At 75.3% G+C, this 24,185-nt stretch carries 23 protein-coding genes; 12 read left to right on the top strand and 11 right to left on the bottom strand.

Annotated elements, in window-relative coordinates; genetic code table 11:
• Positions 1-83: 83 nt before the first annotated feature.
• The 3 genes from glpK (at position 84) to AB0O09_RS19505 (ending at position 3,811) form a co-directional block, all read left to right on the top strand.
• Complete coding sequence (gene glpK / locus AB0O09_RS19495; protein ID WP_363542876.1) at positions 84-1,616, top strand: glycerol kinase GlpK; 1,533 nt, start codon at positions 84-86, stop codon at positions 1,614-1,616.
• A 149-nt stretch (positions 1,617-1,765) separates the two neighbouring features.
• Positions 1,766-3,361: a glycerol-3-phosphate dehydrogenase/oxidase gene (locus AB0O09_RS19500; protein ID WP_363542877.1), complete on the top strand. Its 1,596-nt coding sequence runs from the start codon at positions 1,766-1,768 to the stop codon at positions 3,359-3,361.
• 138 nt (positions 3,362-3,499) lie between these two features.
• Positions 3,500-3,811: a hypothetical protein gene (locus AB0O09_RS19505; RefSeq protein ID WP_363542878.1), complete on the top strand. Its 312-nt coding sequence runs from the start codon at positions 3,500-3,502 to the stop codon at positions 3,809-3,811.
• A 75-nt stretch (positions 3,812-3,886) separates the two neighbouring features.
• Here AB0O09_RS19505 and AB0O09_RS19510 read toward each other — a convergent pair whose 3' ends face one another.
• Both AB0O09_RS19510 and AB0O09_RS19515 read right to left on the bottom strand, forming a co-directional pair.
• Positions 3,887-5,389: an SLC13 family permease gene (locus tag AB0O09_RS19510; protein ID WP_363542879.1), complete on the bottom strand. Its 1,503-nt coding sequence runs from the start codon at positions 5,387-5,389 to the stop codon at positions 3,887-3,889.
• Positions 5,386-5,925: a gluconokinase gene (locus tag AB0O09_RS19515; protein ID WP_363542880.1), complete on the bottom strand. Its 540-nt coding sequence runs from the start codon at positions 5,923-5,925 to the stop codon at positions 5,386-5,388. Before AB0O09_RS19515 ends, AB0O09_RS19510 begins: the two co-directional genes overlap by 4 nt.
• Positions 5,926-6,037: 112 nt before the next feature.
• On the opposite strand from AB0O09_RS19515, the gene AB0O09_RS19520 reads away from it, so the two are divergent.
• Together AB0O09_RS19520 and AB0O09_RS19525 are read left to right on the top strand one after the other, a co-directional pair.
• Entirely contained in the window at positions 6,038-6,733 is a 696-nt protein-coding gene (locus AB0O09_RS19520; protein ID WP_363542881.1) for an FCD domain-containing protein, read from the top strand.
• A 155-nt stretch (positions 6,734-6,888) separates the two neighbouring features.
• A complete protein-coding gene (locus AB0O09_RS19525; protein WP_344627390.1) occupies positions 6,889-7,218 on the top strand; it encodes a hypothetical protein in 330 nt (109 codons plus the stop codon).
• 7 nt (positions 7,219-7,225) lie between these two features.
• Here AB0O09_RS19525 and AB0O09_RS19530 read toward each other — a convergent pair whose 3' ends face one another.
• Complete coding sequence (locus AB0O09_RS19530; protein ID WP_363542882.1) at positions 7,226-8,320, bottom strand: NADH:flavin oxidoreductase/NADH oxidase; 1,095 nt, start codon at positions 8,318-8,320, stop codon at positions 7,226-7,228.
• Between the two features lie 112 nt (positions 8,321-8,432).
• Here AB0O09_RS19530 and AB0O09_RS19535 point away from each other — a divergent pair, with 112 nt between their 5' ends.
• On the top strand, positions 8,433-8,780 hold the full coding sequence (locus AB0O09_RS19535) for an ArsR family transcriptional regulator (RefSeq protein ID WP_363542883.1): 348 nt from the start codon (positions 8,433-8,435) through the stop codon (positions 8,778-8,780).
• A gap of 24 nt (positions 8,781-8,804) precedes the next feature.
• On the opposite strand, the gene AB0O09_RS19540 is transcribed toward AB0O09_RS19535, so the two are convergent.
• From AB0O09_RS19540 to AB0O09_RS19570, 7 genes are all read right to left on the bottom strand, one after another.
• Complete coding sequence (locus AB0O09_RS19540; protein WP_363542884.1) at positions 8,805-9,149, bottom strand: metalloregulator ArsR/SmtB family transcription factor; 345 nt, start codon at positions 9,147-9,149, stop codon at positions 8,805-8,807.
• Between the two features lie 2 nt (positions 9,150-9,151).
• Positions 9,152-9,349 (bottom strand): hypothetical protein, encoded by a 198-nt coding sequence (locus AB0O09_RS19545; protein WP_363542885.1) that lies wholly within the window; start codon positions 9,347-9,349, stop codon positions 9,152-9,154.
• A gap of 223 nt (positions 9,350-9,572) precedes the next feature.
• Entirely contained in the window at positions 9,573-10,436 is an 864-nt protein-coding gene (locus tag AB0O09_RS19550) for an SMP-30/gluconolactonase/LRE family protein (RefSeq protein WP_363542886.1), read from the bottom strand.
• A gap of 52 nt (positions 10,437-10,488) precedes the next feature.
• Positions 10,489-11,265 (bottom strand): metallophosphoesterase, encoded by a 777-nt coding sequence (locus AB0O09_RS19555; RefSeq protein ID WP_363542887.1) that lies wholly within the window; start codon positions 11,263-11,265, stop codon positions 10,489-10,491.
• 415 nt (positions 11,266-11,680) lie between these two features.
• The gene (locus AB0O09_RS19560) at positions 11,681-16,255 is read right to left on the bottom strand and encodes a hypothetical protein (protein WP_363542888.1); all 4,575 of its coding nucleotides are present in this window, start codon (positions 16,253-16,255) and stop codon (positions 11,681-11,683) included.
• Positions 16,256-16,312: 57 nt separating this feature from the next.
• Positions 16,313-17,185: a hypothetical protein gene (locus AB0O09_RS19565; protein WP_363542889.1), complete on the bottom strand. Its 873-nt coding sequence runs from the start codon at positions 17,183-17,185 to the stop codon at positions 16,313-16,315.
• Positions 17,186-17,363: 178 nt separating this feature from the next.
• Complete coding sequence (locus AB0O09_RS19570; RefSeq protein WP_363542890.1) at positions 17,364-18,896, bottom strand: hypothetical protein; 1,533 nt, start codon at positions 18,894-18,896, stop codon at positions 17,364-17,366.
• A gap of 149 nt (positions 18,897-19,045) precedes the next feature.
• Here AB0O09_RS19570 and AB0O09_RS19575 point away from each other — a divergent pair, with 149 nt between their 5' ends.
• The 6 genes from AB0O09_RS19575 (at position 19,046) to AB0O09_RS19600 (ending at position 23,252) form a co-directional block, all read left to right on the top strand.
• The gene (locus tag AB0O09_RS19575) at positions 19,046-19,606 is read left to right on the top strand and encodes a hypothetical protein (protein WP_363542891.1); all 561 of its coding nucleotides are present in this window, start codon (positions 19,046-19,048) and stop codon (positions 19,604-19,606) included.
• A complete protein-coding gene (locus AB0O09_RS19580; protein ID WP_363542892.1) occupies positions 19,603-20,370 on the top strand; it encodes a ferritin-like domain-containing protein in 768 nt (255 codons plus the stop codon). Before AB0O09_RS19575 ends, AB0O09_RS19580 begins: the two co-directional genes overlap by 4 nt.
• A gap of 104 nt (positions 20,371-20,474) precedes the next feature.
• Positions 20,475-20,765, top strand: coding sequence for a hypothetical protein (locus AB0O09_RS19585; protein WP_363542893.1), 291 nt, complete (start codon positions 20,475-20,477; stop codon positions 20,763-20,765).
• Between the two features lie 198 nt (positions 20,766-20,963).
• Positions 20,964-21,740, top strand: a complete 777-nt coding sequence (locus AB0O09_RS19590; protein ID WP_344628470.1) for a 5-oxoprolinase subunit PxpA — start codon at positions 20,964-20,966, stop codon at positions 21,738-21,740.
• Positions 21,740-22,414 (top strand): 5-oxoprolinase subunit PxpB, encoded by a 675-nt coding sequence (gene pxpB, locus AB0O09_RS19595; RefSeq protein WP_363542894.1) that lies wholly within the window; start codon positions 21,740-21,742, stop codon positions 22,412-22,414. The genes AB0O09_RS19590 and pxpB overlap by 1 nt, the downstream gene beginning before the upstream one ends.
• Complete coding sequence (locus tag AB0O09_RS19600) at positions 22,407-23,252, top strand: biotin-dependent carboxyltransferase family protein (RefSeq protein WP_363542895.1); 846 nt, start codon at positions 22,407-22,409, stop codon at positions 23,250-23,252. Before pxpB ends, AB0O09_RS19600 begins: the two co-directional genes overlap by 8 nt.
• A gap of 66 nt (positions 23,253-23,318) precedes the next feature.
• Here the strand turns inward: AB0O09_RS19600 and AB0O09_RS19605 are convergent, their stop codons facing one another.
• Positions 23,319-24,083 carry an SDR family NAD(P)-dependent oxidoreductase gene (locus AB0O09_RS19605; RefSeq protein WP_363542896.1) on the bottom strand — a complete coding sequence of 255 codons (765 nt, stop codon included), beginning with the start codon at positions 24,081-24,083 and terminating at the stop codon, positions 23,319-23,321.
• Positions 24,084-24,185: the final 102 nt, after the last annotated feature.

Here is a 24,185-nt window from a genome sequence, read left to right on the forward strand (position 1 = left end):
GGTTTGCCCGGCACCCGCCCACGGGGACTGACCCCACGTCAGGCCCGCCCGTCCCTGCATCCCTCATCCAGATCGAGGACCCCATGACTTCTGGCACCACGCCCACCGGGAACTACATCGCCGCGATCGACCAGGGCACCACGTCCAGCCGCTGCATCATCTTCGGCGCCGACGGCCGGATCGTCGCCGTCGACCAGCAGGAGCACTCGCAGATCTTCCCGCAGCCGGGCTGGGTCGAGCACGACGCCGCCGAGATCTGGACCCGCGTCCAGTCGGTGATCCGCGGGGCCCTCGAGAAGGCCGGCCTCACCAAGGGCGACATCCGCGCCATCGGCATCACCAACCAGCGCGAGACCACCGTGCTGTGGGACAAGAACACCGGTGAACCCGTCCACAACGCGCTGGTCTGGCAGGACACCCGCACCGAGGCGCTCTGCCGCGAGCTCGGCCGCAACGTCGGCCAGGACCGCTACCGCCGCGAGACCGGCCTGCCGCTGGCCAGCTACTTCGCCGGCCCGAAGATCCGCTGGCTGCTGGACAACGTCGAGGGCCTGCGCGAGCGCGCCGAGGCCGGCGACATCCTCTTCGGCACCATGGACACCTGGGTCATCTGGAACCTGACCGGCGGCGTCGACGGCGGCAAGCACGTCACCGACGTGACCAACGCCAGCCGCACCATGCTGATGAACCTCCACACCCTGGAGTGGGACGAGAAGATCGCCGAGTCCATGGAGGTGCCGATGACGGTCCTCCCGGAGATCCGCTCCTCCGCCGAGGTGTACGGCCACGCGATCGGCGACCTGGAGGGCGTGCCCGTCGCCTCCGCGCTCGGCGACCAGCAGGCCGCGCTGTTCGGCCAGACCTGCTTCGACGAGGGCGAGGCCAAGTCGACCTACGGCACCGGCACCTTCCTGCTGCTGAACACCGGCGAGAAGGTCGTCAACTCCTACCACGGCCTGCTGACCACGGTCGGCTACCGGATCGGCGACCAGAAGCCGGTCTACGCCCTGGAGGGCTCGATCGCCGTCACCGGCTCGCTGGTGCAGTGGCTCCGCGACCAGCTCGGCATCATCTCCACCGCGGCCGAGATCGAGACCCTTGCCTCCACCGTCGAGGACAACGGCGGCGCCTACTTCGTCCCGGCCTTCTCCGGCCTGTTCGCCCCGTACTGGCGCTCCGACGCCCGCGGTGTGATCGCCGGCCTGACCCGGTACGTGACCAAGGGCCACCTGGCCCGGGCCGTCCTGGAGGCCACCGCCTGGCAGACCCGCGAGGTCGTCGACGCCATGCAGAAGGACTCCGGCGTGGAGCTCACCGCCCTCAAGGTCGACGGCGGCATGACCTCCAACAACCTGCTGATGCAGAACATCGCGGACGTCCTGGACGCCCCGGTCGAGCGCCCCTACGTCGCCGAGACCACGGCGCTGGGCGCGGCCTACGCGGCGGGCCTCGCGGTCGGCTTCTGGAGCGACCTCGACACCCTGCGGGCCAACTGGCACCGCGCCGCCGAGTGGACCCCGCGGATGGACGAGGCCACCCGCGACCGCGAGTACAAGAAGTGGCTCAAGGCCGTGGAGCGCACCATGGGCTGGGTCGAGGAGGACGAGCAGAGCTGACGAACAGCCGGCCGGGGCAGCGCCGCCCCGGCCGGCCTTCGTGACGTTCCGGCCCGCCGCACCGGGCCGGCCCCGGTCTCCCCGCGGAGACCGCACCGCACACCCCGAGAGGAGACACGGCAGCCCGACCAGGCCGCCGTACACACACCATGGCAACCATTCCGACTCTGGGCGCCGGCTACACCACCGGCCGCACCGCCTCCCGCGCCGAGACCCGCGAGCTGCTCGGCAAGGCCACCTACGACCTGCTGGTGATCGGCGGCGGCATCCTCGGCACCGCAACCGCCTGGACGGCGGCGCAGGCCGGTCTGAAGGTCGCCATGGTCGACGCGGGCGACTTCGCCGGCGCCACCTCCAGTGCCTCCTCCAAGCTCGTCCACGGCGGTCTGCGCTACCTGCAGACCGGCGCGGTCAAGCTGGTCGCCGAGAACCACAAGGAGCGCCGCGCGCTCGCCACCGACGTCGCCCCGCACCTGGTCAACCCGCTGACCTTCTTCGTGCCGGTGTACAAGGGCGGCCCGCACAGCGCCCCGAAGCTCGGCGCCGGCGTCTTCCTCTACTCGGCGCTCTCCGCCTTCCGCGACGGCATGGGCCGGGTCTCCACCGCCGCGCACGCCGCCCAGCAGGTGCCGGCGCTGCGCACCGAGGGCCTGCGCTCGGTCGCGGTCTACGGCGACCACCAGATGAACGACTCCCGGGTCGCCGTGATGACCGTGCGCGCCGCCGTCGAGTCCGGCGCGGTCGTGCTGAACCACGCCGAGGTCACCGGCCTGCGCTTCACCGGCGGCCGGGTCTCCGGCGCGGAGCTGCGGGACCGCCTGGACGGCACCGAGTTCGGCGTCTCCGCCCGCCTGGTGCTCAACGCCACCGGCCCCTGGGTCGACCACCTGCGGAAGATGGAGGACGCGGGTGCCGCCCCGTCGATCCGCCTCTCCAAGGGCGCGCACGTCGTCGTCAAGCGACGCACCCCGTGGCGCGCCGCGCTCACCATCCCGATCGACAAGTACCGCGTCTCCTTCGCGATCCCGTGGGAGGACCACGTCCTGCTCGGCACCACGGACGAGGAGTACACCGGCGACCCGTTGGACGTCCGCGCCACCGAGGCCGACATCGACCAGATCATGGACGAGGCCGGCCACGCCATCCGCGACGAGCACCTCGACCGCGACCTGATCACCTACGCCTTCGCCGGCCTGCGGGTGCTGCCCGGCGGCCCCGGCGACACCGCCGCCGCCAAGCGCGAGACCGTCGTCACCGAGGGCCGCGGCGGCATGCTGTCGGTCGCCGGCGGCAAGTGGACGACCTACCGGCACATCGGCCGCGCCGTGCTGGAGAAGCTCAAGCACGTGCCCGGCACCGGCCTGGCCGAGGACATGTCGCCCTTCCCGGCGACCGTGCCGCTGCCCGGTGTCGGCGCGCCGAACGCCGTCGCGCACCGTCTGCTGGTCGACCGCGAGCCCGGCTCCCGGATGGAGCCGCTGGTCGCCAAGCACCTGGCGAGCCACTACGGCACGCTCTCCTTCGAGATCGCCCACCTGATCGCGCAGGACCCAGAGCTCGGCCGGCCGATCCACGCCGACGGCCCGGACGTCTGGGCGCAGGTCGCGTACGCCGCCGACAACGAGTGGGCGTACACCGTGGACGACGTGCTGCGCCGCCGCACCACCATGACGGTGCGCGGCCTGGACACGCCGGAGGTCCGCCAGGAGGTCGAAACCTTCCTCGCGAAGCGAGGAAAGAAGTAGGACGCAGCCTCGCGAAGCGAGGAAAGAAGTAGGACGCAGCCTCGCGAAGCGCGGAAAGAAGTAGGCAGTACCGGTAAAAGCGTTCGCCCCCTTCGCCGCCCGGCGCATAGCGTCGGTGCGGGGAAGGGGGCGATGTGCATGGTGCGCAGGACGCCGCGGGAGAAGAAGCGGCTGAGCTACCTGAAGGACTGTCGGAACGCCTACGGCGAGAACGACAAGGGCTCGCGCCCGAGCGTCCGGCGCCGCAAGCGGGCGGTGAACAGCGTCAACCGCCGGCTGCACCGGACGGTGCTGGCGACGCTCAGCGGCCGCCAGGTCGGTGACCGGGCGGCCGAGGTGGCGGAGCGGGCGGACGGTCGGCGGCGGAAGCGGTGGCGCAAGGTGCCGGACGCGCCGCTCGGGGAGCTGCTCGCGCGACGGGCCGCGGCCGCGGACGACGACCGCGGCTGAGCCGACGCCCGGGGCCCGCGCACCCACCGGATCGACGGTGGTGTGCGCGGGCCCCGGGCGTCCGTGGAACGGGCCCTAGACGATCAGGCTGAGCGGCAGGATCAGGGCGATCGCGACGACCGAGATCACCGTCTCCATGACCGACCAGGACTTCACGGTCTGGCCGACGCTCATCCCGAAGTACTCCTTGACCAGCCAGAAGCCCGCGTCGTTGACGTGCGAGAAGAAGAGCGAGCCGGCGCCGATCGCGAGGACCAGCAGGGCGGAGTGGCTGCTCGACATGCCGGCGGCGAGCGGGGCGACGATGCCGGCCGCGGTGATCGTGGCGACCGTGGCCGAGCCGGTGGCCAGCCGGATCAGCACGGCGATCAGCCAGCCGAGCAGCAGGGCCGAGACGTGCCAGTCGGTGGCCCAGGCGCTGACGGCCTGGCCGACGCCGACGTCGATCAGGGTCTGCTTGAAGCCGCCGCCCGCGCCGACGATGAAGACGATGCCGGCGATCGGGCCGAGCGAGGCGGCGACGCTGTCGGAGACCTGGCCCTTGGTGAAGCCGGCCGCCCGGCCGAGGGTGACCATGGCGAGCAGCACGGCGGCGAGCAGGGCGATCAGCGGCGAGCCGATGAAGTCGAAGAACCGCTGGACGCCGGCCTTCGGGTCGTCGACGACGACGTCGACCAGGGCCTTGCCGAGCATCAGCACGACGGGCAGCAGGATGGTGGCGAGCACCGCGCCGAACCGCGGGGCGTGCTCGGGGCGGACGGCCGCGGGCAGCGCCGTACGGGTGGCGGTCGCCGTGCCCGTGCCGGTGCCGGCCGGGGCGGTCCCGTGCGGGGTGCCGTCACCGTCGGCGGCGGGCCCGTCGGAAGCGGAACCGGTGCCGGTGCCGGGGGCGGCGGGCACGTCGAGCGTGCCCACCCAGCGCTCGGCGATCCGGGCGAACAGCGGGCCGGCGACGATCAGCGTGGGGACGGCGATCAGCAGGCCGAGGGCGAGGGTGACGCCGAGGTCGGCCTTGAGCGCGTCGACGGCGACCAGCGGGCCGGGGTGCGGGGGCACCAGGCCGTGCAGGACGGAGAGTCCGGCGAGGGCGGGGATGCCGATCCGCATCAGCGGGACGTTGCCGCGGCGGGCCACCAGCAGCACGATCGGGATCAGCAGGACGACGCCGACCTCGAAGAACAGCGGCAGGCCCAGGACGGCCGCGATCAGCGCCATCGCCCACGGCAGTCCGCGCTTGCCCGTCCGGGCGAGCACGGTGTCGGCGACGGTGTTGGCGCCGCCCGAGTCGGCGAGCAGCTTGCCGAGCATCGCGCCGAGGCCGATGAGCAGGCCGACGCCGGCGACGGTGCTGCCGAAGCCGGTGGAGAAGCTGGTGAGCAGCTTGTCGAAGGGGGCCGCGGCGACGGCCGCGAGCAGCCCGGAGCCGAGGGTGAGGGCGAGGAAGGGGTGCAGCTTCAGCTTGGTGATCAGCAGCACGATGGTGCCGATGCTGAGCAGGACCGCGAGCAGCAGTCTGCCGTTGCTGTCGGTGTGCGGCAGGGCCGGTGCGGCGGCCGCGAGCAGGGAGGTGGGGGTCACGCGAGGTCTCCGTTGACATGGCCCAGCAGGGCTGCGGCCGACTCGACGAGGATGGCGGGGGTGGGGCCGACGTCCAGTACGGCACCGCGCTCGTCCGGCTGGAGGGGTTCGAGCAGGGCGTACTGGGAGTCGAGGAGGGAGGTCGGCATGAAGTGCCCGACGCGGTGGGCGAGCCGGTCCTGGACCAGCTCGTGACCGCCGCTGAGGTGCAGGAAGAACGCGTCCGGGCAGTGCGCGCGCAGGGTGTCGCGGTACTGCCGCTTCAGCGCCGAGCAGGTGACGACCCCGCCGGTGCCGGCGGTGGCCCGGTCGCCGAGCCAGCGGCCGAGGGCGTGCAGCCACGGCTCGCGGTCCCGGTCGCCGAGCGGGACGCCGGCGCTCATCTTGGCGATGTTCTCCGGCGGGTGGAAGTCGTCGGCCTCGGCGCCCGGCAGGCCGAGCCGCTCGGCGAGCAGCCGGGCGACGGTGGTCTTGCCGACGCCTGACACGCCCATCACGACGACGACGGGCGGCTCGGTCTCGACGCTGAGAGCCATGGGGTGGTGCTCCTCTTCTGCCTGTTCCGCGCTCACCTTCGCGCAAAGGTATGACTTATTCAAGCGACCGCAACACAATCGTCATACTTTTACTTCCCGATAGTCTGGCCCGATGGAGATCCAGGGCCTGCCCGGCCGACTGCTCGCCGACCTCGGCCCCGCCATCGCCGGCGGCGAGATCCCCGAGGGAGCCGTGCTGCGCGCCGAGGAGCTGGAGGGACGGTTCCAGGTCTCCCGCACGGTGGTCCGCGAGGCCGTCCGCATCCTGGAGTCGATGCGCATGGTCGCCCCGAAGCGGCGGGTGGGGATCACCGTCCGCCCGAAGTCCGAGTGGGACGTCTTCGACCCGCTGGTGATCCGCTGGCGGCTGGCCGGTGCCGACCGGGCGGCCCAGCTGCGCTCGCTCGGCTCGCTGCGGGTCGCGGTGGAGCCGGCCGCGGCCGCACTGGCCGCGGTGCACGCCAGCGACGACGACCGCCGCGAGCTGAGCGCCCTGGCGGTGGAACTGACCGTCACCGCGCGCGCCGCCGACCTGGAGACCTTCCTCGCGCACGACATCGCCTTCCACGCGATCGTGCTGCGCGCCTCCGGGAACGAGATGTTCGCGCACCTGAAGGACACCGTCGGCGCGGTGCTGACCGGCCGCACCGAGCACCACCTGATGCCGCACCAGCCCCGGCCCTACGCGGTGCAGTTGCACCGGGAGGTGGCCGAGGCGATCTGCGCCGGCGACGCGGCGCTCGCCGAACGGTCCATGCGCACGATCGTCGCGGGGGCGCTCGACGAGCTCAACGCGACCCTCGACTGACGGTCCGCCACGGGCGGAGCGTCGGATTCCGGGGTGAATCGGGGATTTCCGGGCATGGCGGGCCCGAGGTGGGGCAGGGTGGTGGATGCCGGGCGGGGTGCGCCGGAGCACGCCCGCCGCGCTCGTCACGTCCGCTGCGCCGGGGAGGCCCGCCGATGTCCGCCGTTGACCGCCGTCCGCCGCACGAGGTGCGCTCCGCCGCCGTCCGCGCCCTGTTCAGCCTCTCGCTGACGCTGGTGGCACTGATCGTGGCGACCCTGGCCTCGTACGCGGGCAGCGGACTGCTGGCCCCCGCGCTGCTGCTGATGGCCCTCGGCGTGTTCGGTACGGCGTGGAGCCTGCTGGAGATCCTGATCTCGCGCCAGATCGCGGCGCAGCGCCTGCGCGGCCCGAACTCCGCATCGCCGCTGGCGGGCAGCCGGGAACCGCGGCGGCGCCCGGCGGGTCGCCGGGCGCCGCTGGAGAGCAGCCGGGTCTGGCGCTGACGGCCGGTCAGCCGCGCGGGCCGACCGCGTAGCCGTACTGGCGGGGCCAGGTGCGCTCGGCGCCGAGCTCGCGGGCGGCGTGCAGCGGCCAGTACGGGTTGCGCAGCAGTTCGCGGCCGAGCATCACGGCGTCGGCGCGGCCGGTGGTGACGACCTCCTCGGCCTGGGCGGGCTCGACGATCAGACCGACCGCGCTGACCGGGACGCCGGCCTCGGTGCGGACCTGCTCGGCGAACGGCACCTGGTAGCCGGGGCCCAGCGCGATGGCGGCGTTCTGGACGTTGCCGCCGCTGGAGACGTCGACCAGGTCGATGCCGACGGCCTGCAGTTCCTTGGCGAGCAGCACCGTCTCCTCGGGCGTCCAGCCCGGCTCGCCGTCCAGCCAGTCGGTGGCGGAGACCCGGAAGAACACCGGCAGGTCCTCCGGCCAGACCGCGCGGACGGCGGCGGCGACCTCCAGGGCGAACCGGGCGCGGCCGGCGAAGGAGCCGCCGTAGCCGTCGGTGCGGTGGTTGGAGTGCGGCGAGAGGAAGGAGTGGATCAGGTAGCCGTGGGCGCCGTGCACCTCGGCGACCCGGAAGCCGGCCTCCCGGGCGCGGACCGCGGCGGCGGCGAAGTCCCGCACCAGCTCGGCGATCTGCTCGGTGGTCAGCTCGTCCGGCACCGGGTAGCCCTCGCCGAAGGCGATCGGCGAGGCGCCGACCGGCTGCCAGCCGCCGTCCGCGGCGGCCAGCGGCTTGGAGCCGTCGTTCGGGCGGCCGGTGGCGGCCTTGCGGCCGGCGTGGGCGAGCTGGATCGCGGGCACCGCGCCGTGGGCGGTGATCAGCGCGGCGATCCGGGCCAGCGCCTCCTGCTGCCGGTCGTTCCACAGGCCGAGGTCGTAGGGCGAGATCCGGCCGTCGGGGCGGACGGCGGTGGCCTCGGTCATCACCAGGCCGGCGCCGCCCGCGGCACGGGCGCCCAGGTGGGCGAGGTGGAAGTCGGTGGCGACGCCCTGCTCGGGGCCGTCCGGCGCCGCGGAGTACATGCACATCGGGGCGAGCCACACGCGGTTGGGCACGGTCAGCGAGCGGAGGGTGATCGGCTCGAACAGGGCGCTCACGGAAGCTCCTTCGGCGGTGGCCCGGGCAGGCCGGGAGGCTGGTGCTGCTCAGTACGATAACTCTCGTACTACGAGATCTGTCAAACTACGACGGTCCTCGTACCATGAGGGGGTGACCGAGACCCACGAGGCCTGCGCGCCCTTCCCGGAGCCCGCCGTCGGCGAGATCCGTCTGGAGGCCGTGCTGCACGCGCTCGCCGACCCCGTCCGCCTGCGGATCGTCTCCTCGCTGGCGGGCTGCACCGACCAGGTCAACTGCCTGGCCTTCGACGTGCCGGTGGCCAAGTCCACGCTCACCCACCACTTCCGGGTGCTGCGGGAGGCCGGAGTGATCCGGCAGGTGCGGCGCGGCACGTCGAAGATGAACTCGCTGCGCAGCGAGGACCTGGCCGCACGCTTCCCCGGACTGCTCGACAGCGTGGTGGCCGGGCACCGGGCGTCCTCCCGGTACCCGCTCTGACGTTCCGCCCGCGCGGACCGGGCCTCAGGCGGTCGGGACGCGGCCGCCGCCGCGGAGTTCGGCCAGCAGCACGCCCTGGTCGGCGATCATCTCGGTGAGGATCCGCCGCGCCGCGCGCAGCAGGTCGGCGACGTCCGGGGTGCTCAACTCGTAGACCACGGTGTTGCCCTCGCGGGTCGCCGTGACGAGGTTGGTGCGGCGCAGCACGGCGAGCTGCTGGGAGAGGTTCGACGGTTCGATGTCCATCTCCGCGAGCAGTCCGCGGACCGGACGCGGACCGTCCTGGAGGAGTTCGAGGACACGGATGCGCGCCGGGTGACCGAGGGTTCGGAAGAACTCCGCCTTGGCCTGGTAGAGCGGGACCGGCATGCTCAGTCGTCCTCGTCTTCCTCTTCGTCCGGCGAGTGGGGCAGCTCGACGCCGTGGCGCGCGGCGATCCGCAGCAGACTCGCGATCCGCCCCCGGTAGGCCTGCACGCCGTCGTCGTCGCCCGCCTCCCTGGCGGCGGCGAGGTCGTCGCGGGCCCGCGTCAGCTGCGCCCCGAGCTCCTCGCGGAACAGGTCCGTCACGGCTGACCTCCGATGCCGGCAGCGGCGCCGGCCCACCGCCCGGGTCAGACCCGGGGGGTCCAGCATCCAAGACTGGGAAGACTTCTTCAAGTTTCCGACCGAGTACGGCGCCTCGCCCACCGGAGGGTGTATCGGCCCGGCCGTACCGACCCCCGCGACGGTGCGGCGCCCGGTGCAACGGCCGGTGCGGGCCCGTGCGGCGGTCGGTGCGGCGAGTGCCCCGTCAGCCGCGGTAGCGGTTCGCGGCCCGGCCGCGGACGCCCGGCTCGCAGGCGAAGATCCCGCCGGCCAGCGGCTGCTCGGCGAGCTGGGCCGGGGTGAGGTTCTCGGTGGCGGTGGTGATGTAGAGGGTGTCCAGGTCGGGGCCGCCGAAGGCGCAGCTGGTGGTCACGGTGGCCGGCACGCGGACGACCGTGTCGAGGGTGCCGTCCGGCAGGTAGCGGCAGACCGCGCCGGCGAAGGCCACCGCGACCCACACCCCGCCCTCGGCGTCGACCGCGAGACCGTCCGGCACGCCGCCCTCGGTGGTGACGAACGGACGCGGGTCGAGCAGCCGGCCCTCGCGGTAGCGGTAGGCACGCACCTCGCGGGTCGGGCTGTCCGCGTAGTAGGCGGTCCCGCCGTCCGCCGACCAGTCGAGGCCGTTGGAGATGGTGACCGGGGCCAGCGCGGTGTGCACGGTGTGGTCGGCGTCCAGGCGGTGCAGGGTGCCGCGGCCCGGCTCGTGCGAGTAGGCCATGGTGCCGGCGAGCAGGCGGCCCTCGGGGTCGCAGACGGCGTCGTTCATCCGCAGCTCGCCGCCCTCGGAGTCGAGGTCGGCGATGCGGGTCGTCCGCTCGCCGTCGAACAGCGCGAAGCCGTCCGCGACGGCCAGGACGAGCCCGCCGGCCTCGCGCAGGGCCACCGCGCCGACCGGCAGGCCGGCCTCGAACAGGGTGCGCTCCCCGGTCGCCGGGTCCCAGCCGTGCACCCGGCCGGCCAGGATGTCGACCCAGCGGAGCATCCGGTGGCGGTCGTCCCAGAGCGGGCTCTCGTTGAGGTGGGCGCGGTCGCGGACGACCGGCTCGGCGTGCAGGGTGCGGGGCATGGGGGCTCCTGGTCGGGCGGACGGGGGACGGCCGGTGGGGGGCGGCCCGGTCTCAGGAGAGAACGATGCGGTGATGCGTGGTCAGCCTGCGCTGCGCGTCCAGGATGTGGAAGGAAACCATCGGCGGGTGGTCGAATTCCAGCTCCTCGCCGCCCTCGAAGGGCAGCAGGGCGGTCGAGACCACGCCGGGTGCGACCGCCAGCGGCAGACCGGCGAAGCGGGTGGTCGCCGGGGTGTGCGCGTGGCCGCAGAGCACGGCGGCGACCTGTGGGTGGCAGCGCAGCACCGCCGCGAGGCGCTCCTCGTCGAGCAGCCGGATCGGGTCGACGACCGGCAGGTGGAGCTCCACCGGCGGGTGGTGGAAGGCGACCACGGCGGGGACGTCCCGGCGGGCCCGGCTGAGGGCGGTGTCCAGCCAGCCCAGGGTCTCCTCGTCGAACCGGCCCTCGTCGCGGCCGGGGACGCTGGAGTCGCACATCAGCACGGTGAGGCCCGGGAGTTCGTGCAGCCGGTTCACCGGCGCCGCGGACGGCTCCTCGCCGAGCAGCACCGCCCGGTACGCCTCGCGGACGTCGTGGTTGCCGGGGCAGGTCAGCACCGGCCAGCGGTCGGAGGCGAGCACCCGGGCGACCGCGGCGTACTCCTCGGCGAGGCCGTGGTCGGCGAGGTCGCCGGTGACCAGGACGGCGTCGATCGGGCCGGGCAGCGCCTCCAGGTGGGCCATCACCCGCGCGGCCCTGGCCTCGGCGCGGGCACCGCCGTCCGGCCCGTCGGGGCCGGTGCGGACCTGGCCGAGGTGGATGTCGCTGAGGTGGGCGATCACCGGCATGCAGGGGCCTCCAGGAGTCGGCGGAACGGGAGTCGGCTCGCGGCCGGGCCGATCGGGGGGACGCACCGCTCGCCAGGAGGACCGGCCGCGGGCACGGCACCGACGCACTCCGGAGGCCCGACCGGTGCCCCGGCGGCGCCGGGACGGACGGACCGCGACCGGGTGGCGGGAGGCCGCGCCGCAGCCGGGGCGGCGCGCACGGCGGACCGGGACCGGGATCAGGATCGGGACCGTGGCGCTGGGCAGGGCCGTACGGCCGTCCGACTGCGCCGGCTGGTGCGGTTCCACCTGACGGACCTCCCCTGATCACGCCGGACGGAAACCCGGGCCCGCCCCGTGCGGGGACGGGCGGTGGCACCGCCGGCCGGACGGGTGTCGGGTCGGCGGCCGGCGGGTCGGGACCGGCCGAGCGGGATCAGCCGACCGGGGCCTCGGTGGGGCGCTTGAACATCCGGGTGGCGGTGATCTCGCCGTGGACGGTCGGACCGTCCGGGTCCTGCGGGGCGGGCAGGCCGGGGCGCAGGTGCTCCTCGACCGAGATGTACTTCAGGCCGGCCCGCAGGTCGGCGTCGTTGCGCAGCCGGATCACCAGCGGGAACTCGGCGAGCGCGGTGGTGTCGAACAGGCCGGTGGTGTAGATCAGCTGGACGCCCAGCGCGTCGGCGACGGCCCGCTGCAGCTCCAGCAGGTAGGTGGCGTTGGCCCGGCCGATCGGGTTGTCGAGGAAGAGCGTGCCCGCGTGCCGCAGCTGGGACTGGCCGCGGTCGTTGGCGCGCAGCGCGGCCATCGTGCAGTACAGCGCGATGGCCGCGGTGAGCAGCTGGCCGCCGGAGAAGACGTCCGACATCTGGCCGACGCCGACGCGTTCGGCGCGCAGCACCGCGTCGGGCTTGAGGATCTCGACGCTGACGCCCTTCGGGCCGATCGCCGCGGCGACGCCGCGCAGCAGCAGTGACATGCCGTCGCGGCGCAGGTCGGAGTTCTTCTTCACAGCGGCACGGGTGGCCTCGTCGATGACCTCGCCGAGGCGCTCGACCAGGACGGCGTGGTCCGGGTCCTCGAAGCGGATCCGCAGGAACTCCTGGCCGGACCACTCCCCCAGGCCCTCGGGCAGGCGGGAGAGCCGCTGGGCGGCGCGCAGCGTGGCGAGCGAGGACTCCACCAGGCCGCGCAACCGGTCGACGATCGAGCCGCGGTTGCGCTCCAGCTGGGCGAGTTCGTCGGTGAGGACGCGCAGCCGGGGTGCGAAGGCGGCGGCCCAGGCGGCGGCGTGCTCGGGCAGGGCGGCGGTGGGCAGTTCGCGGATCTGCTGGCGGGCCGGGGTGCGGACGGCCTCGTAGCGGGCCGCGTTGGCGTGCCGGATCAGGGCGTCGGCGGCGTCGCGGACGGCGAGTTCGGCGCCGCTCAGCTCGGCGGCCGCCGTCCGCAGGGCGCGGCGGCTCTCGGTGGCGGCGGTGCGGGCCTCGGCGAGGCCGCCGAGGTACGGCTCGGCGTGCGGCTCGGCCTCGTCCGGGTTGTCGCGCAGGCCGTCGCGGAGCTGCACCGCGGTCTCGTCGAAGTTCGCCGCGGCGGCCTGCGCCGCCTCGAAGGTGCGCAGCAGGTCGGCGTGTTCGGTGCGGGCCGTCTCCAGCCGCTCGCGGCGCTCGGCGAGCCGGGTGGTGGCGGTGCGCAGCAGCGTCTGGGCGTGCTCCGGGTCGGCGGGGACGAGGTCCTCGGGGAGCTCGGTGTGGGCCTCGCCGTCGGCGGGGGCTGAGCGCTCGGCGTCGCCGCGGAGCCGGCCGAGCTGCTCGCTGGCGGTGGCGGAGCGGGCCTCGATGGTGGCGACCAGCTCCTCCGCGCGGGCGGCGGCGGCCTGCCGGGCGGGGCCGTCAGCGCCGTCCGGGCTGGCGAGGAGCTCCTCGGCGCGGGTGCGGACCTTGTTGGTGAGCCGGTCGAGTTCGGCCGCGGCGGCGGCCTCGTCGCCCTCGGCACGGGCCTGCTCGGCACGCAGGTCGGCGCCGACGCCGACCTTCTCGTAGACCTGGGAGGCCGCCCGGTAGGCCTCGCGGAGGGCGGGCAGCGAGGCGGGGGTGCCGGTGGGCCCGGGGGCCTCCTCGGCGACGGTGGAGAGTTCGGCGCGTTCGGCGCGCAGGGTGCGGGCGGTGCGGCGGGCGTCGTCGGCGGCGCGCTGGGCGGCGCGGCGGTCCTCGTCGCAGGTGCGGGCGCGTTCGGCGCAGGCGGTCTGGCGGCGGTCGCACTCGGCGGCGTCCTCGGCGAGTTCGCGCTGCCGGCGCGTCCAGTTGGCGCGCTCGCGCAGCCGGAAGGCGAGGCCGGCCAGCGCGTCGGCGCGGCGGCGGGCCCGCTGGGCGGCCTCGCGGCGCTCCTCGTGCGCGCCGGCCGCGGCGGCGTGGTCGGCCTCCGCCTCGGCGTGCTCGGTGCGGGCGGCGGCGAGCACGGCGGCGGCGGTCTCGGCCTGCTCGCCGGCCGCGCGGACGGCGTCGGCGAGCTCGCCGAGGGTGCCGGGCGGGCACTGGGCGTGCCAGGAGGCGAGCCGGGCGGCCAGCGCCCGGTCGTGGCCGAGCCGGGCGGCGAGTTCGCGGATGTGCTCCTCGCGGGCGGTGGCGCGGGCGCGCAGCTCGCGGCGCTCGTCGTCGGCGGCGTGCTCGTCGTGCATGGCCGGGTTCGGCGGCACCAGGAAGAACGGCGGCTCCTCCTCGATCGGCGCGATCAGGGCGGCGGCGGTGCCGACGGCGACGGTGGAGCGCGGCAGCAGGGCGGCGGCGTGCAGGGCCGCGCGGGCGCGTTCGAGCGAGGAGGGGTCGGTGACGACGACGCCGTCGACCAGCTCGGGGCGGGCGGCGAGGATGGCCTCGTGGTCGGCCGGGTCGACGGACTGGGCGAGGTAGCGCCAGCCCGGCAGGGCGGGGATGCCATGCTCGCCGAGGTACTCGACGGTGGCGAGCACGTCGGGGCCGGGCGGCAGCAGGCCGCCGTCGCCGAGCGCGGCGAGGATCCGGGAGTCGTCGGCGGCGGCGGTGCGCAGGTCGAACAGGGTGCGCTCGGCGGTGGCGACGGCCCGGTCGAGCTGCTCGCGCAGGTCCTCCGCGTTGCGGTCCAGCACGGCGGGGGTGAGGAATCCCTCGTCCTCCGCGGCGCCCTCCTGGTACGGCGTCAGGGAGACCAGTTCGGCGAGCCGGGGCTCGGCGGCGAGCAGCGCGGCGGTGCGCCGCTCGGCGGCCAGGGCGCGTTCGGCGGCGGCCAGGGCGTCGGTGGCGCGGGCGGCGGCGAGTTCGGCCCGGGCCTCGGCGGCGGAGGACTCGCGGAGCCGGGCGGCGGCCTGCTCGGCGGCGCCCCGGACCTGCTCCAGTGCGGCCGTCGCGGCCTTCTCGGCGTCGGAGGCGTGCAGGGCGGCGCGGGCCGGGTCGCCCAGCGGGTCGGACGCGGATTCGGCGGCGTCGATCCAGCCGGCCTCCACGGCGGCGGCGGTCTCCTGCTCGACCTCGGCGAGGCGCTGGCGCAGGTGCTCGGCCTCGCTGCGGGCCTTCTGCGCGGCAGTGGCCGCGGCGGTCGCCTCGGAGTGCGCGGTGGAACCGTCCTCCTGGAGCTCACCGGCGCGCAGTTCCTCGTGGTCGGCGCGGGCCTCGGCGGCGAGGGCCGCCGTCTCCAGGGCGCGGGCGAGGGCACCGGCGGCCTGGGCGCGGGCGGCGAGCGCCGGGGCGGCGTCCAGCTCGGCCTCGCGGATCGCCGCGGACACCCGGGCCGCCCGGTCGGCGGCGGCGCGGTGCCGCAGCACCGCCTCGGCGGCCTGCCAGGCGGAGTGCAGGGTGCGGGCCTCGGTCAGTTCGCGGCGCAGCGCGGCCGCCTCGCCGGTGGCCGCGGCCAGTGCCAGGGTGGCGTGCCGGTAGGTGAGTTCGGCGGTGATGAGGGAGTGCCGGGTGCGGTCGGACTCGGCGGCGGTGACGGCGCTCGCGGCGGCGGCGACCTCCACCGCGAGGTCCTGGGCGCGGTCCCGCTCGGCGGTGGCCCGGGACCCGAGGGCGTGGGCGAGGCGGCGGGTGCGGCGCTCGGCGGAGCGGTGCGTCTCGCGGACGCCCTCCCGGGCGGCGGTGGCGTCGACGATCCGCTGCAGCAGGTCCAGCGAGCCGGCGGTGAAGTCGCGTTCGGCGGTGAGTTCGGCGCGGCGGCCGAGCTTGGCGGCGAAGCCGTGGACGAGGTCGGCGAGGCCGTCGGTGTCCCGGGTGTCGGTGACGGCGCGCAGCAGCAGGTCGGTGAAGTCGGCGTCGTGCTTCACCGCGAACAGGCCGGCCGCCTCGCCCTCGTCGGCGTTCATCTCCCGCTGGTAGCGGAAGAGTTCGGGGTCGAGGCCGAGGTCGCCGAGGTGCTCGTTCCAGCGGTCGTGGATCTCCTCGAAGGTGAGGTCGAGGTACGGGTAGGCCTTGCCGGCCTCGGTCATGGCGTCCCGGAAGCCCTTCATGGTGCGGCGGCGGCCGCGGGCCTTCTGGTCGCCGGCCAGGCTGACCCGCTCGGCGACCGGCAGGGAGTCCAGGGTCAGCCCGGGGCCGGGCCGGAAGGAGTACCAGAGCTCGGCGAACTTCCGCGGGTCGGAGGAGACCTGGCGGCCGCGCCACTCGCTGACCTTGCCGACGACGATCAGCTCGCCGGTCACCGTGTGCTGCCACTCCAGGGCGACGTGGCCGCAGTCGTCCGCGAGCAGGAACTTGCGCAGCACGCCGGAGCTGGCGCCGCCCAGGGTGTTGCGGTGGCCGGGCAGCATCACCGAGAAGATCAGCTTCAGCAGGACGGACTTGCCACCGCCGTTCTCCAGGAACAGCACGCCGGCCGGGGCCGGGCGCCGCCGCGGGCCCTCCGGCTCGCCGCCGAACAGGCCGATCTGCTGCGGGGCGGGCTCCGCCACCGGCTCGCCGACACCGCGCAGGTCGAGGACCGTGTCGGCGTACCGGGCGCCGGCCGGTCCGATCGAGTACAGGCGGACCCGGTTGAGCTCGTACATGGTGCTGCGGTTCTCCAGGGTGACGGGTGGAGGGACGGGTGCAGGTCGGAGGCGGGTTCAGAGGGAGTGGAACGGCAGGCCGGCGTCGGCGACGAGTTCGTCGGAGTCGTCGGCGGGCATCAGCGTCGCCGTACCGTCCGTCACCGGCACGACGCCGAGGTCGGTGAGCTCCGCCATCGCGGCCGAACCTGCCAGGTCGCGGACCTGCAACTGGTAGCGGGCCGTGGTGCGGAAGGTGCCGCCCGCGTCGTCCGAGGTCTTCTGCAGGAAGCCGGAGTCGACCAGGAACAGCACCGCCTTCGAGACGATGCCGGTGGTGGAACCCGCCAGGCGGCGGGCGTCCTTCGTCGCGCCGGTGGACGAGCGGCGGGCCCACACCCGCCAGGCCGCCTCCAGGCCCGGCGCGTCGCTGGCCGGGTCGGTGACCGCACCTTGCGCCTCGGCCCGCTCCTCCAGCCGGCGGCACGCCTGCCGGACGAAGGCGTCCACGCCGTTGACCGTCACCCGGCCCAGGTAGCCGTCGTCGGCGAGGTCCTCGGGACGGGGGAAGGCCAGCGCCGCCACCGCGAGGTGCGCGAGGCCGTGCAGGAAGCGGTCGGCCGACTCGGACGCCGCACGCCGGGAGTAGTCGCCCATCCGCACCGCGAAGACCGAGTCCTCGTCGGCGGCGACGGCCATGCCGGCCCGCGGCGACACCTCCAGCACCACCAGGCCCATGCCGGTGGCGACGGCGTCGGCGAGCCGCGCGAACGGAGGGTCCTCGCGGTAGCGGCGGACCAGCTCGGCGTACTCGGCGTCCCGCGCCGGGAGCAGCTTGGCCTGCAGCCCGAACGAGACCAGCCGGGCGGCGTCGGCGACGTCGGCGGGGGTGAGGGGCGCCGCCGCCGGCTCCACCTCGGGGGCCCACGCCGCATCGTGGTTGATCGTCACGGACGGGACTCCTTGCGGGAACGGGATACGAGCTGTCGAGGGGCAAGCGCCGGGGGCGCGGGGACCTGCGTCGTCCGACGGTGGCCGACGCCCGGGTCGCGCGGTTCTCCCCCGGCCTGGCGGCCGGGAGGTGCCCCCGCGCGCCCCTGGGGGTGTGCCGCTCGTGTCGGCCGCGGCATCAGCCGGCCTCCTTGCGGTCGGCGGCCATGCCGGCGGCGTCGAGGAGGGCGCTGCCGACGATGAGGTCGGCGCCGCCGAATTCGGGGTCGTCGAGGTGGGTGCCGTCGTCGACGGCGAAGAGCAGGCGCTCCTCGCCCTGGCGGTAGGCGGTGCCGACCGGCGGGCTGGCGGCGTGGACGGCGAGCAGGGCGACCAGGTAGGGCAGGTCCGGGTCCTGGCGGCGGGCGTCGGCGAGCAGGCCGGAGAGCCGTCGGGGTGCGTCCGCGGGCAGGTCGAGGAGGTCGAGTGCGGCTTCGAGCTGGGCCTCGCTGAAGCGGCTGTCGTCGGGGGTGGCGACGAGGTCCGGCTCCGGGAGCTCCGCGCCGAGGTGCTCGCGTTCGACGGGCGGGGTGAGCAGCAGGTCGACGAGGTCGGCGACCCGGACGGAGACGGGCGTCCGCAGGCCGGTGCCGCGGGCGAAGAAGGCGTCGGTGGGCCGGACGGCCTGTTCGACGGGCAGCTCCAGCAGCGGGGCGAGCAGGTGCCCGTACAGGTCGATGCCGCTGCGGGCGCCGGGGGCGGCGAAGGCCTGGCGGTCCTGTTCGGCGCGGAAGAGCGGCCCGGCCTCCAGCAGGCGGGTCTGCAGCTGGGTGTGCCGGCGGATGCAGTCCTTGACGATGTCGACGAGTTCGGCGGCGCGCCGCTTGTGCTCGGGGTCGATGCTCTCGTCGCGGGCCTTGCGGATGTTGGTGAGGATCGCGTTCTCGTGCCGGTACCGGTCGGCGATGTGGTCCAGGGCCTCGTCGATGAGGTCGGGGACGGTCTCCATCCAGTCGACGGCGCGGACGTTGCGGCGGGTGGCCTCCAGGGCGCGGCGCAGCGTCTCGGCGTACTGGACGGTGCGGTAGCGGGCCTGTTCGGCGGCGAGCTGGGCGTCGGCGAGGCGGCCGCGGCGGATCAGCACCTCCAGCTTGACCTCGGCGGCGATCTGGGCGGAGGTGACGTCGGTGTCGAGGGCGCCGACGAGGACGTTGACGGCCTCGTCGGTGGTGCGCAGGTAGACGCCGCCGTCGGGCCCCGGCACCTCCTCGAGGAGCTTGAAGTCGTAGTCGCGGCGGACGTAGGCGCCGTCCGGGCCGAAGGTGCCGTAGACGGCGCGGAAGCCGCGGTCGACGCTGCCGACGTTGATCAGCGACTCCAGCACCCAGCGGCCGACCCGCTCGTGCTCGGCGGTGCTGCGGGTCGGGTTCTGCGCGGCGATCCGGGGCTGCAGGCGGCCGAGCACTATGTCGCGGTCGGCGCCGGTGTCGAAGTCCATGTTGAGGGTGACGAGGTCGATCACCGCGAGGCCGACCTCGGCCATCGTGTACGAGCTGTACTCGCCGGCCAGGTTGACCTTGCGCGCGTCGAGGTCGTGCAGCGGTGCGGTGCAGGCCAGCGCCTTGAGCCGGCGGGCCAGGCCCTCGTCGGCGGCCGGGCCGGGTGCGGGCCGGGCGGCTGCGGCGGGCGGCCGGAGCTCGTACTCGGCGGACTGGTCTGCGATGGCGGTCACGGTGGACAAGGTTAGAGGTTCGCACCGACAACATCCGAAACGAGCCTGCTTGCCCCGGTTCCGGCGGCCCCGGGCGCCACCCGCCCACCTGTTGAACATGTTCAGTTTTCTACTTGAACGTGTTCAATTCCTGGGTCTAGAGTCGGGCCATGACCAAGGACACCGACCCGGCGGTGGACCGGGACGCCGCACTGCGGCGCATCCGCACCTGGCTGTGGATCTTCATCGTCTGCCTCGTCCTGAGCGGCCTGACCGCCTTCCCGCTGGAGTCCGAGACCCGCTGGCTGGCCTCCGCGGTCGACGGCAGCGGCCTCGGCGGGCACTGGCCGGCCCTCGCCGAACGGGTGGCCCAGGTCCGCGACGGCATCGCCGACACCAACGCCCGCCACCCCTTCCTCGCCTACGGCACCGACTGGCTGGCCTTCGCGCACCTGGTGATCGCCACCGCGTTCTGGGGTCCGCTGCGCGACCCCGTGCGCAACGTCTGGGTGATCCGCTGGGCGCTGCTGGCGTGCGCCGGGGTCCTGCCGCTGGCGTTGATCTGCGGCCCGCTCCGCGGCATCCCGCTGTACTGGCGATTCGTCGACATGTCGTTCGGCGTGCTGGGCGCCGTCCCGCTGCTGATCGTGCTGCGGGCGATCCGCCGGCTGGAGTGGTCCCGGGCCGTCACCGTGCCGAACGGCTTCACCGCCTCGGTGGCCGTCCGATGACCGCCCCAGACACCTCCGTCGGCACCACCGTCCCCGCCACCGGTGCACCGGCCGGCCTCGACCGCCTGGACCACGCCGGCTGGGTGGCGCACTTCACCGCCGAGGCGGTCCGGCGCGCGGAGCTAGGCGACCCGGACTGGTCCCGGGGCGCCCGGGCGTCCGCCGCCCTGCTGCGCAGCCTGCAGAAGTTCCAGGTCGGCGAGGACGGCGACGGGACGAACCTGATCGGCAAGGCCGACGCCGCGGGCGACGCCGACTACGCGGCCGCCGTCCGGCTGTTCGTCGCCGAGGAGCAGAACCACGCCCGGCTGCTGGCCGCCCTGCTGGAGGCCGCCGGGACGCCGCTGCTCGGCTCGCACTGGAGCGACGCGCTCTTCGTCCGCCTCCGGCGGCTGCTCGGCCTGCGGTTGGAGCTGATGGTGCTGCTGGTCGCCGAGGTGGTGGCCGTGCCGTACTACCGGTCCGTGCGGGACGGGGCCGCGGACGGGCTGGTCGCCGAGGTCGCCGGCCGGATCGCCGCGGACGAGCTGCGCCACATCCCCTTCCACTGCCTGCGGCTGCGGGAGTCGATCGGGCTGCTGCCCGCCGCGCTGCACTCCCCCGCCGTCGCCCTCTGGCGGCTGCTCGCGACCGCCGCGGCCGGATTCGTCGCGCTGGACCACGGACCGGCCCTGCGGGTGCTGGGCGTCCGCCGGCGGCAGTTCGTCGTACGGTCGGCCGCGGTGGCGGCCGAGGCCGCCCGAGCACTGGGGCCGGCCCGGTGACGCCCCCGCCCGAGCCGCTGATTCCGGTCCTCCCCGCGTACCTCCGGACGGCCCCGGAACGCACGGTTCCGACCAGTGCCTGGCCGACGTCGCGGGCGCTCGGGGTGCTCGCCGCGGGACTCGCGGTCCAGGTCGCCCTGTACGTGCTCTGGTCCGCCGCGCCCGGGACGGTGGGGGCGTTCACGCACTCGCCGGTCGGTGTCCTGATGTGGTGGCTGTCGCTCTGCCTCGGGCCCGCGGCGAACGGTGTGCTGACCCGGCGGTGGATCCGCGACGGCGGCCCGCTCGGCCCCGTCCGGGTGGGACTGTGGACCGTGCGGGCCTGTGCCGCGGGCACCGCCGTGTGGGTCGTCTCCGTCGTTCCCCTGTTCGTCCTGGCGATCGTCCTGCTCTGACCGCGCTGCGCCGCGGGCTGTGCCGAGCTCCCCAACTCCCCCGCCTGCCGGGCCCGTCGGGCCGTTCGACGGGCCGCCGGAGGCGAACGGGTGACGGACGTTCGGCAAAACCCCGCACCCGGGTGACCGGCCCGGCACCCCGGCAAACGATCAGGCCCTACGATCACCAGCAGGAGCTGCTGGAAGGCGGACGGACGCGTGACGGACCCGGTGATCGATCTCAATGCGGACCTCGGCGAGGGGTTCGGACGCTGGACACTGACCGACGACGAGGCCCTGCTGTCCGTGGTGACCAGCGCCAACGTGGCGTGCGGCTTCCACGCGGGTGACCCGTCGACCATGCGCCGGGTCTGCGCACTGGCCGCGGAACGCGGTGTCCGGATCGGCGCCCAGGTCTCGTACCGGGACCTCGCCGGCTTCGGGCGGCGGGCGATGGACGTGCCGCCGGACGAACTCGCCGACGAGATCGCCTACCAGATCGGCGCCCTGCAGGTCTTCGCCCGGGCGGCCGGCTCCCGGGTGTCGTACGTGAAGCCGCACGGCGCGCTCTACAACCGGGTGGTGGCCGACGACGAGCAGGCCGAGGCCGTGGTCTCCGGAGTGCTGCGGGCGGGTGCGGTCTGCGACGGCCCGCTGCCGGTCCTGGGCCTGCCGGGCTCCAAGTTGCTCGCCGTCGCCGAGGGGGTGGGTCTGCCGGTCGTCGCCGAGGCCTTCGCCGACCGGGCCTACACCCGGGCGGGGACGCTGGTGCCCCGGCGGGAGCCCGGCGCCGTGGTGCACGACCCGGAGACGGTGATCACCCGCGCCGTGCGGCTGGCCCGGGACGGCACGGTCGCGGCCGCCGGCGGCGAGGCGGTGGCCGTCAGCGCGCGCTCGCTCTGCGTCCACGGGGACACCCCCGGCGCCGCCCAGCTGGCCTGGCGGGTGCGCGGGGCGCTCGCCTCGGCCGGAGTCCGGGTGGAGGCGTTCACCTGATGGCCGGTCAGCGGTCCGAGGCCGGCGGGCGGCCCGAGGGGCCCGGGGCAACGGGCGGCCCGGTGGTGCGCCCGGTCGGCGAGGACGCCCTGCTCGTCACCGCGGGCGGCGCCGAGCAGGTCGCCGCCCTCTACGCCGAACTGCTGGCCCGCCGCGACGAGTTGCCCGAGGTCGCCGAGATCGTGCCGGCCGCCTGCACCGTGCTGCTGGACGGCGTCGCCGACCGCACCGCGCTCGCCCGGGCGCTGGCCGGCTGGGAGCTGCCCGAACACCCGCCCGCCGAGGGCCCGTCGGTGACCGTGCCGACGGTGTACGACGGCGCGGACCTGGCCGAGGTCGCCGACCTCTGGGGGGTGTCCCCGGAGGCCGCGGTGCGGATCCACACCGGGGCCGAGTACCGGGTGGCGTTCTGCGGCTTCGCCCCCGGCTTCGGCTACCTCACCGGGCTGCCCGAGCGGTACCGCGTGCCGCGCCGGACCACCCCGCGCAGCACCGTCCCGGCCGGCTCGGTGGCCCTCGCCGGCCCGTACACCGGCGTCTACCCGCGCTCCTCGCCCGGGGGCTGGCAGTTGATCGGGCGCACCGCGCTGCGGCTGTGGGACACCGCCCGCGAGCCGGCCGCGCTGCTGGCGCCGGGCACCCGGGTCCGGTTCGAGGCGGTGACCGGTGGCTGAGCTGCTGGTGGTGCGGCCGGGCCCGCTGACGACCGTGCAGGACCTCGGGCGACGCGGCGTCGCCCACCTGGGCGTGCCCCGCGCGGGCGCCCTGGACGAGCCGGCCCTGCGGGCCGCGAACCGGCTGCTCGGCAACCCGCCGGAGGCGGCCGGGCTGGAGACCACCCTCGGCGGGACGGCGCTGCGGGCCTCGGCGCCGCTGCTGGTCGCGGTGACCGGCGCGCCCGCGCCCGTCCGGGTGGACGGGCGGCCGGCCGCGTGGGGGGCGGCGGTCCGGGTGCCGGCCGGCGCACTGCTGGAGGTGGGTGCCGCGACCTCGGGGGTGCGCAGCTACCTCGCGGTGGCCGGCGGCATCGCGGTGCCGCCGGTGCTGGGCAGCCGCTCGGCCGACCTGCTCTCCGGCCTCGGCCCGGCGCCGCTGGCGGAGGGCGACCGGCTGCTGGTCGGCACCGTCCGCCCCGGGCCGGCGGCGGAGCTGGTGCCGCTGCCCGGCCCACCGCGGGAGCTGGTGCTCGGTCTGCTGCCCGGTCCGCACGCCGACTGGTTCGCCGGGCCGCCGCCGGGCGCCGGGTACCGGGTGGCCGCGGCGTCCAACCGGATCGGGCTGCGCACCGAGGGGCCGCCGGTGGCCCGGCGGCACGGCGGCGAACTGCCCAGCGAGGGCATGCTGCTGGGCGCGGTGCAGGTGCCGCCGGACGGCCTGCCGGTGGTCTTCCTCGCGGACCACCCCACCACCGGCGGCTATCCGGTGATCGGCGTCGTCCCGCGGGCCGACCTCGCCGCGGCGGCGCAGGCCCGGCCGGGTACGCCGCTGCGCTTCGTCCCGCGCCGCCGCTGAGCCGACGGCCGGACCCGCGACCGATCCTCGCGGCGGGCCCCGGCGACCCGGCCGGGGCCGGGCGGGTCAGCGGGCGAGGTAGCCGCCGTCCACGGGCAGCACCGCGCCGGTGACGAAGGAGGCCTCGTCGGAGGCGAGGAAGAGGATCGCCCGGGCGACCTCCTCGGGTTCGCCGAGGCGGCCCATCGGGTGCTGCTGGACGATCGCCTCCAGGTACTCCGGCCCGCCGGGCTCGTCCGGGAGCTGCCGGACCCGGTCGGTGCGGATGGTGCCCGGCGCCACGGCGTTGACCCGGATGCCCTGCGGGGCGCACTCCACCGCGAGGTGCTTGGTCAGCCCGGTGGCGACGAACTTCGCCGGTCCGTACACGGCTTGGCCGGCCTGGCCGGCGAGGCCGGAGATCGAGGAGAGGCAGACGATCGAGCCGCCGCCGGCGGCGGACATCCGCTCGATCGCGTACTTGCAGGTGAGGAACATGCCGCGGCCGTCCACGGCCATGACGGCGTCCCAGTCCTCGGGGGTGGCCTCGGCGACGGTGTGCAGCGGGATCACCCCGGCGTTGGCGACGAGCACGTCGATCCGGCCGTAGGAGCCCACCGCGGTCTCGATCATCGCCCGGGCGTCCGCGGGCACCGAGACGTCGCCGGCGACCGGCACCGCTTCGGCGCCGTCGGCGGAGAGTTCGGTGCACAGCGCCTCGACCGCGGCACCGTCGATGTCGGTCAGCACGAGCCGTGCGCCCTCGTCGGCGAAGAGTTCCGCGGTGGCGCGTCCGATCCCGCGGGCCGCACCCGTGACCACCGCCGCCCTGCCCGCCAGCCGTCCGCTCATGCCGTCCGCTCCCGTCCGTGTGGTGGCCCGGGGCCAGCATGCCGCAGCCGTGCGGCCGCGGCGCGCCTGACATGCCGTCATCCCGTCGGTACGGCAGGCCCG

Origin of the sequence: Kitasatospora sp. NPDC093679 (genome assembly GCF_040683455.1) — a bacterium.
Taxonomy (GTDB): domain Bacteria; phylum Actinomycetota; class Actinomycetes; order Streptomycetales; family Streptomycetaceae; genus Kitasatospora; species Kitasatospora arboriphila.

Bases quoted from the DNA above. Each gene is read 5' to 3' on its own strand.
- glpK (WP_363542876.1), top strand. From the start codon at position 84: ATGACTTCTGGCACCACGCCCACCGGGAACTACATCGCCGCGATCGAC.
- AB0O09_RS19500 (WP_363542877.1), top strand. From the start codon at position 1,766: ATGGCAACCATTCCGACTCTGGGCGCCGGCTACACCACCGGCCGCACC.
- AB0O09_RS19505 (WP_363542878.1), top strand. From the start codon at position 3,500: ATGGTGCGCAGGACGCCGCGGGAGAAGAAGCGGCTGAGCTACCTGAAG.
- AB0O09_RS19515 (WP_363542880.1), bottom strand. From the start codon at position 5,925: ATGGCTCTCAGCGTCGAGACCGAGCCGCCCGTCGTCGTCGTGATGGGC.
- AB0O09_RS19520 (WP_363542881.1), top strand. From the start codon at position 6,038: ATGGAGATCCAGGGCCTGCCCGGCCGACTGCTCGCCGACCTCGGCCCC.
- AB0O09_RS19525 (WP_344627390.1), top strand. From the start codon at position 6,889: ATGTCCGCCGTTGACCGCCGTCCGCCGCACGAGGTGCGCTCCGCCGCC.
- AB0O09_RS19540 (WP_363542884.1), bottom strand. From the start codon at position 9,149: ATGCCGGTCCCGCTCTACCAGGCCAAGGCGGAGTTCTTCCGAACCCTC.
- AB0O09_RS19550 (WP_363542886.1), bottom strand. From the start codon at position 10,436: ATGCCCCGCACCCTGCACGCCGAGCCGGTCGTCCGCGACCGCGCCCAC.
- AB0O09_RS19555 (WP_363542887.1), bottom strand. From the start codon at position 11,265: ATGCCGGTGATCGCCCACCTCAGCGACATCCACCTCGGCCAGGTCCGC.
- AB0O09_RS19560 (WP_363542888.1), bottom strand. From the start codon at position 16,255: ATGTACGAGCTCAACCGGGTCCGCCTGTACTCGATCGGACCGGCCGGC.
- AB0O09_RS19575 (WP_363542891.1), top strand. From the start codon at position 19,046: ATGACCAAGGACACCGACCCGGCGGTGGACCGGGACGCCGCACTGCGG.
- AB0O09_RS19580 (WP_363542892.1), top strand. From the start codon at position 19,603: ATGACCGCCCCAGACACCTCCGTCGGCACCACCGTCCCCGCCACCGGT.
- pxpB (WP_363542894.1), top strand. From the start codon at position 21,740: ATGGCCGGTCAGCGGTCCGAGGCCGGCGGGCGGCCCGAGGGGCCCGGG.
- AB0O09_RS19605 (WP_363542896.1), bottom strand. From the start codon at position 24,083: ATGAGCGGACGGCTGGCGGGCAGGGCGGCGGTGGTCACGGGTGCGGCC.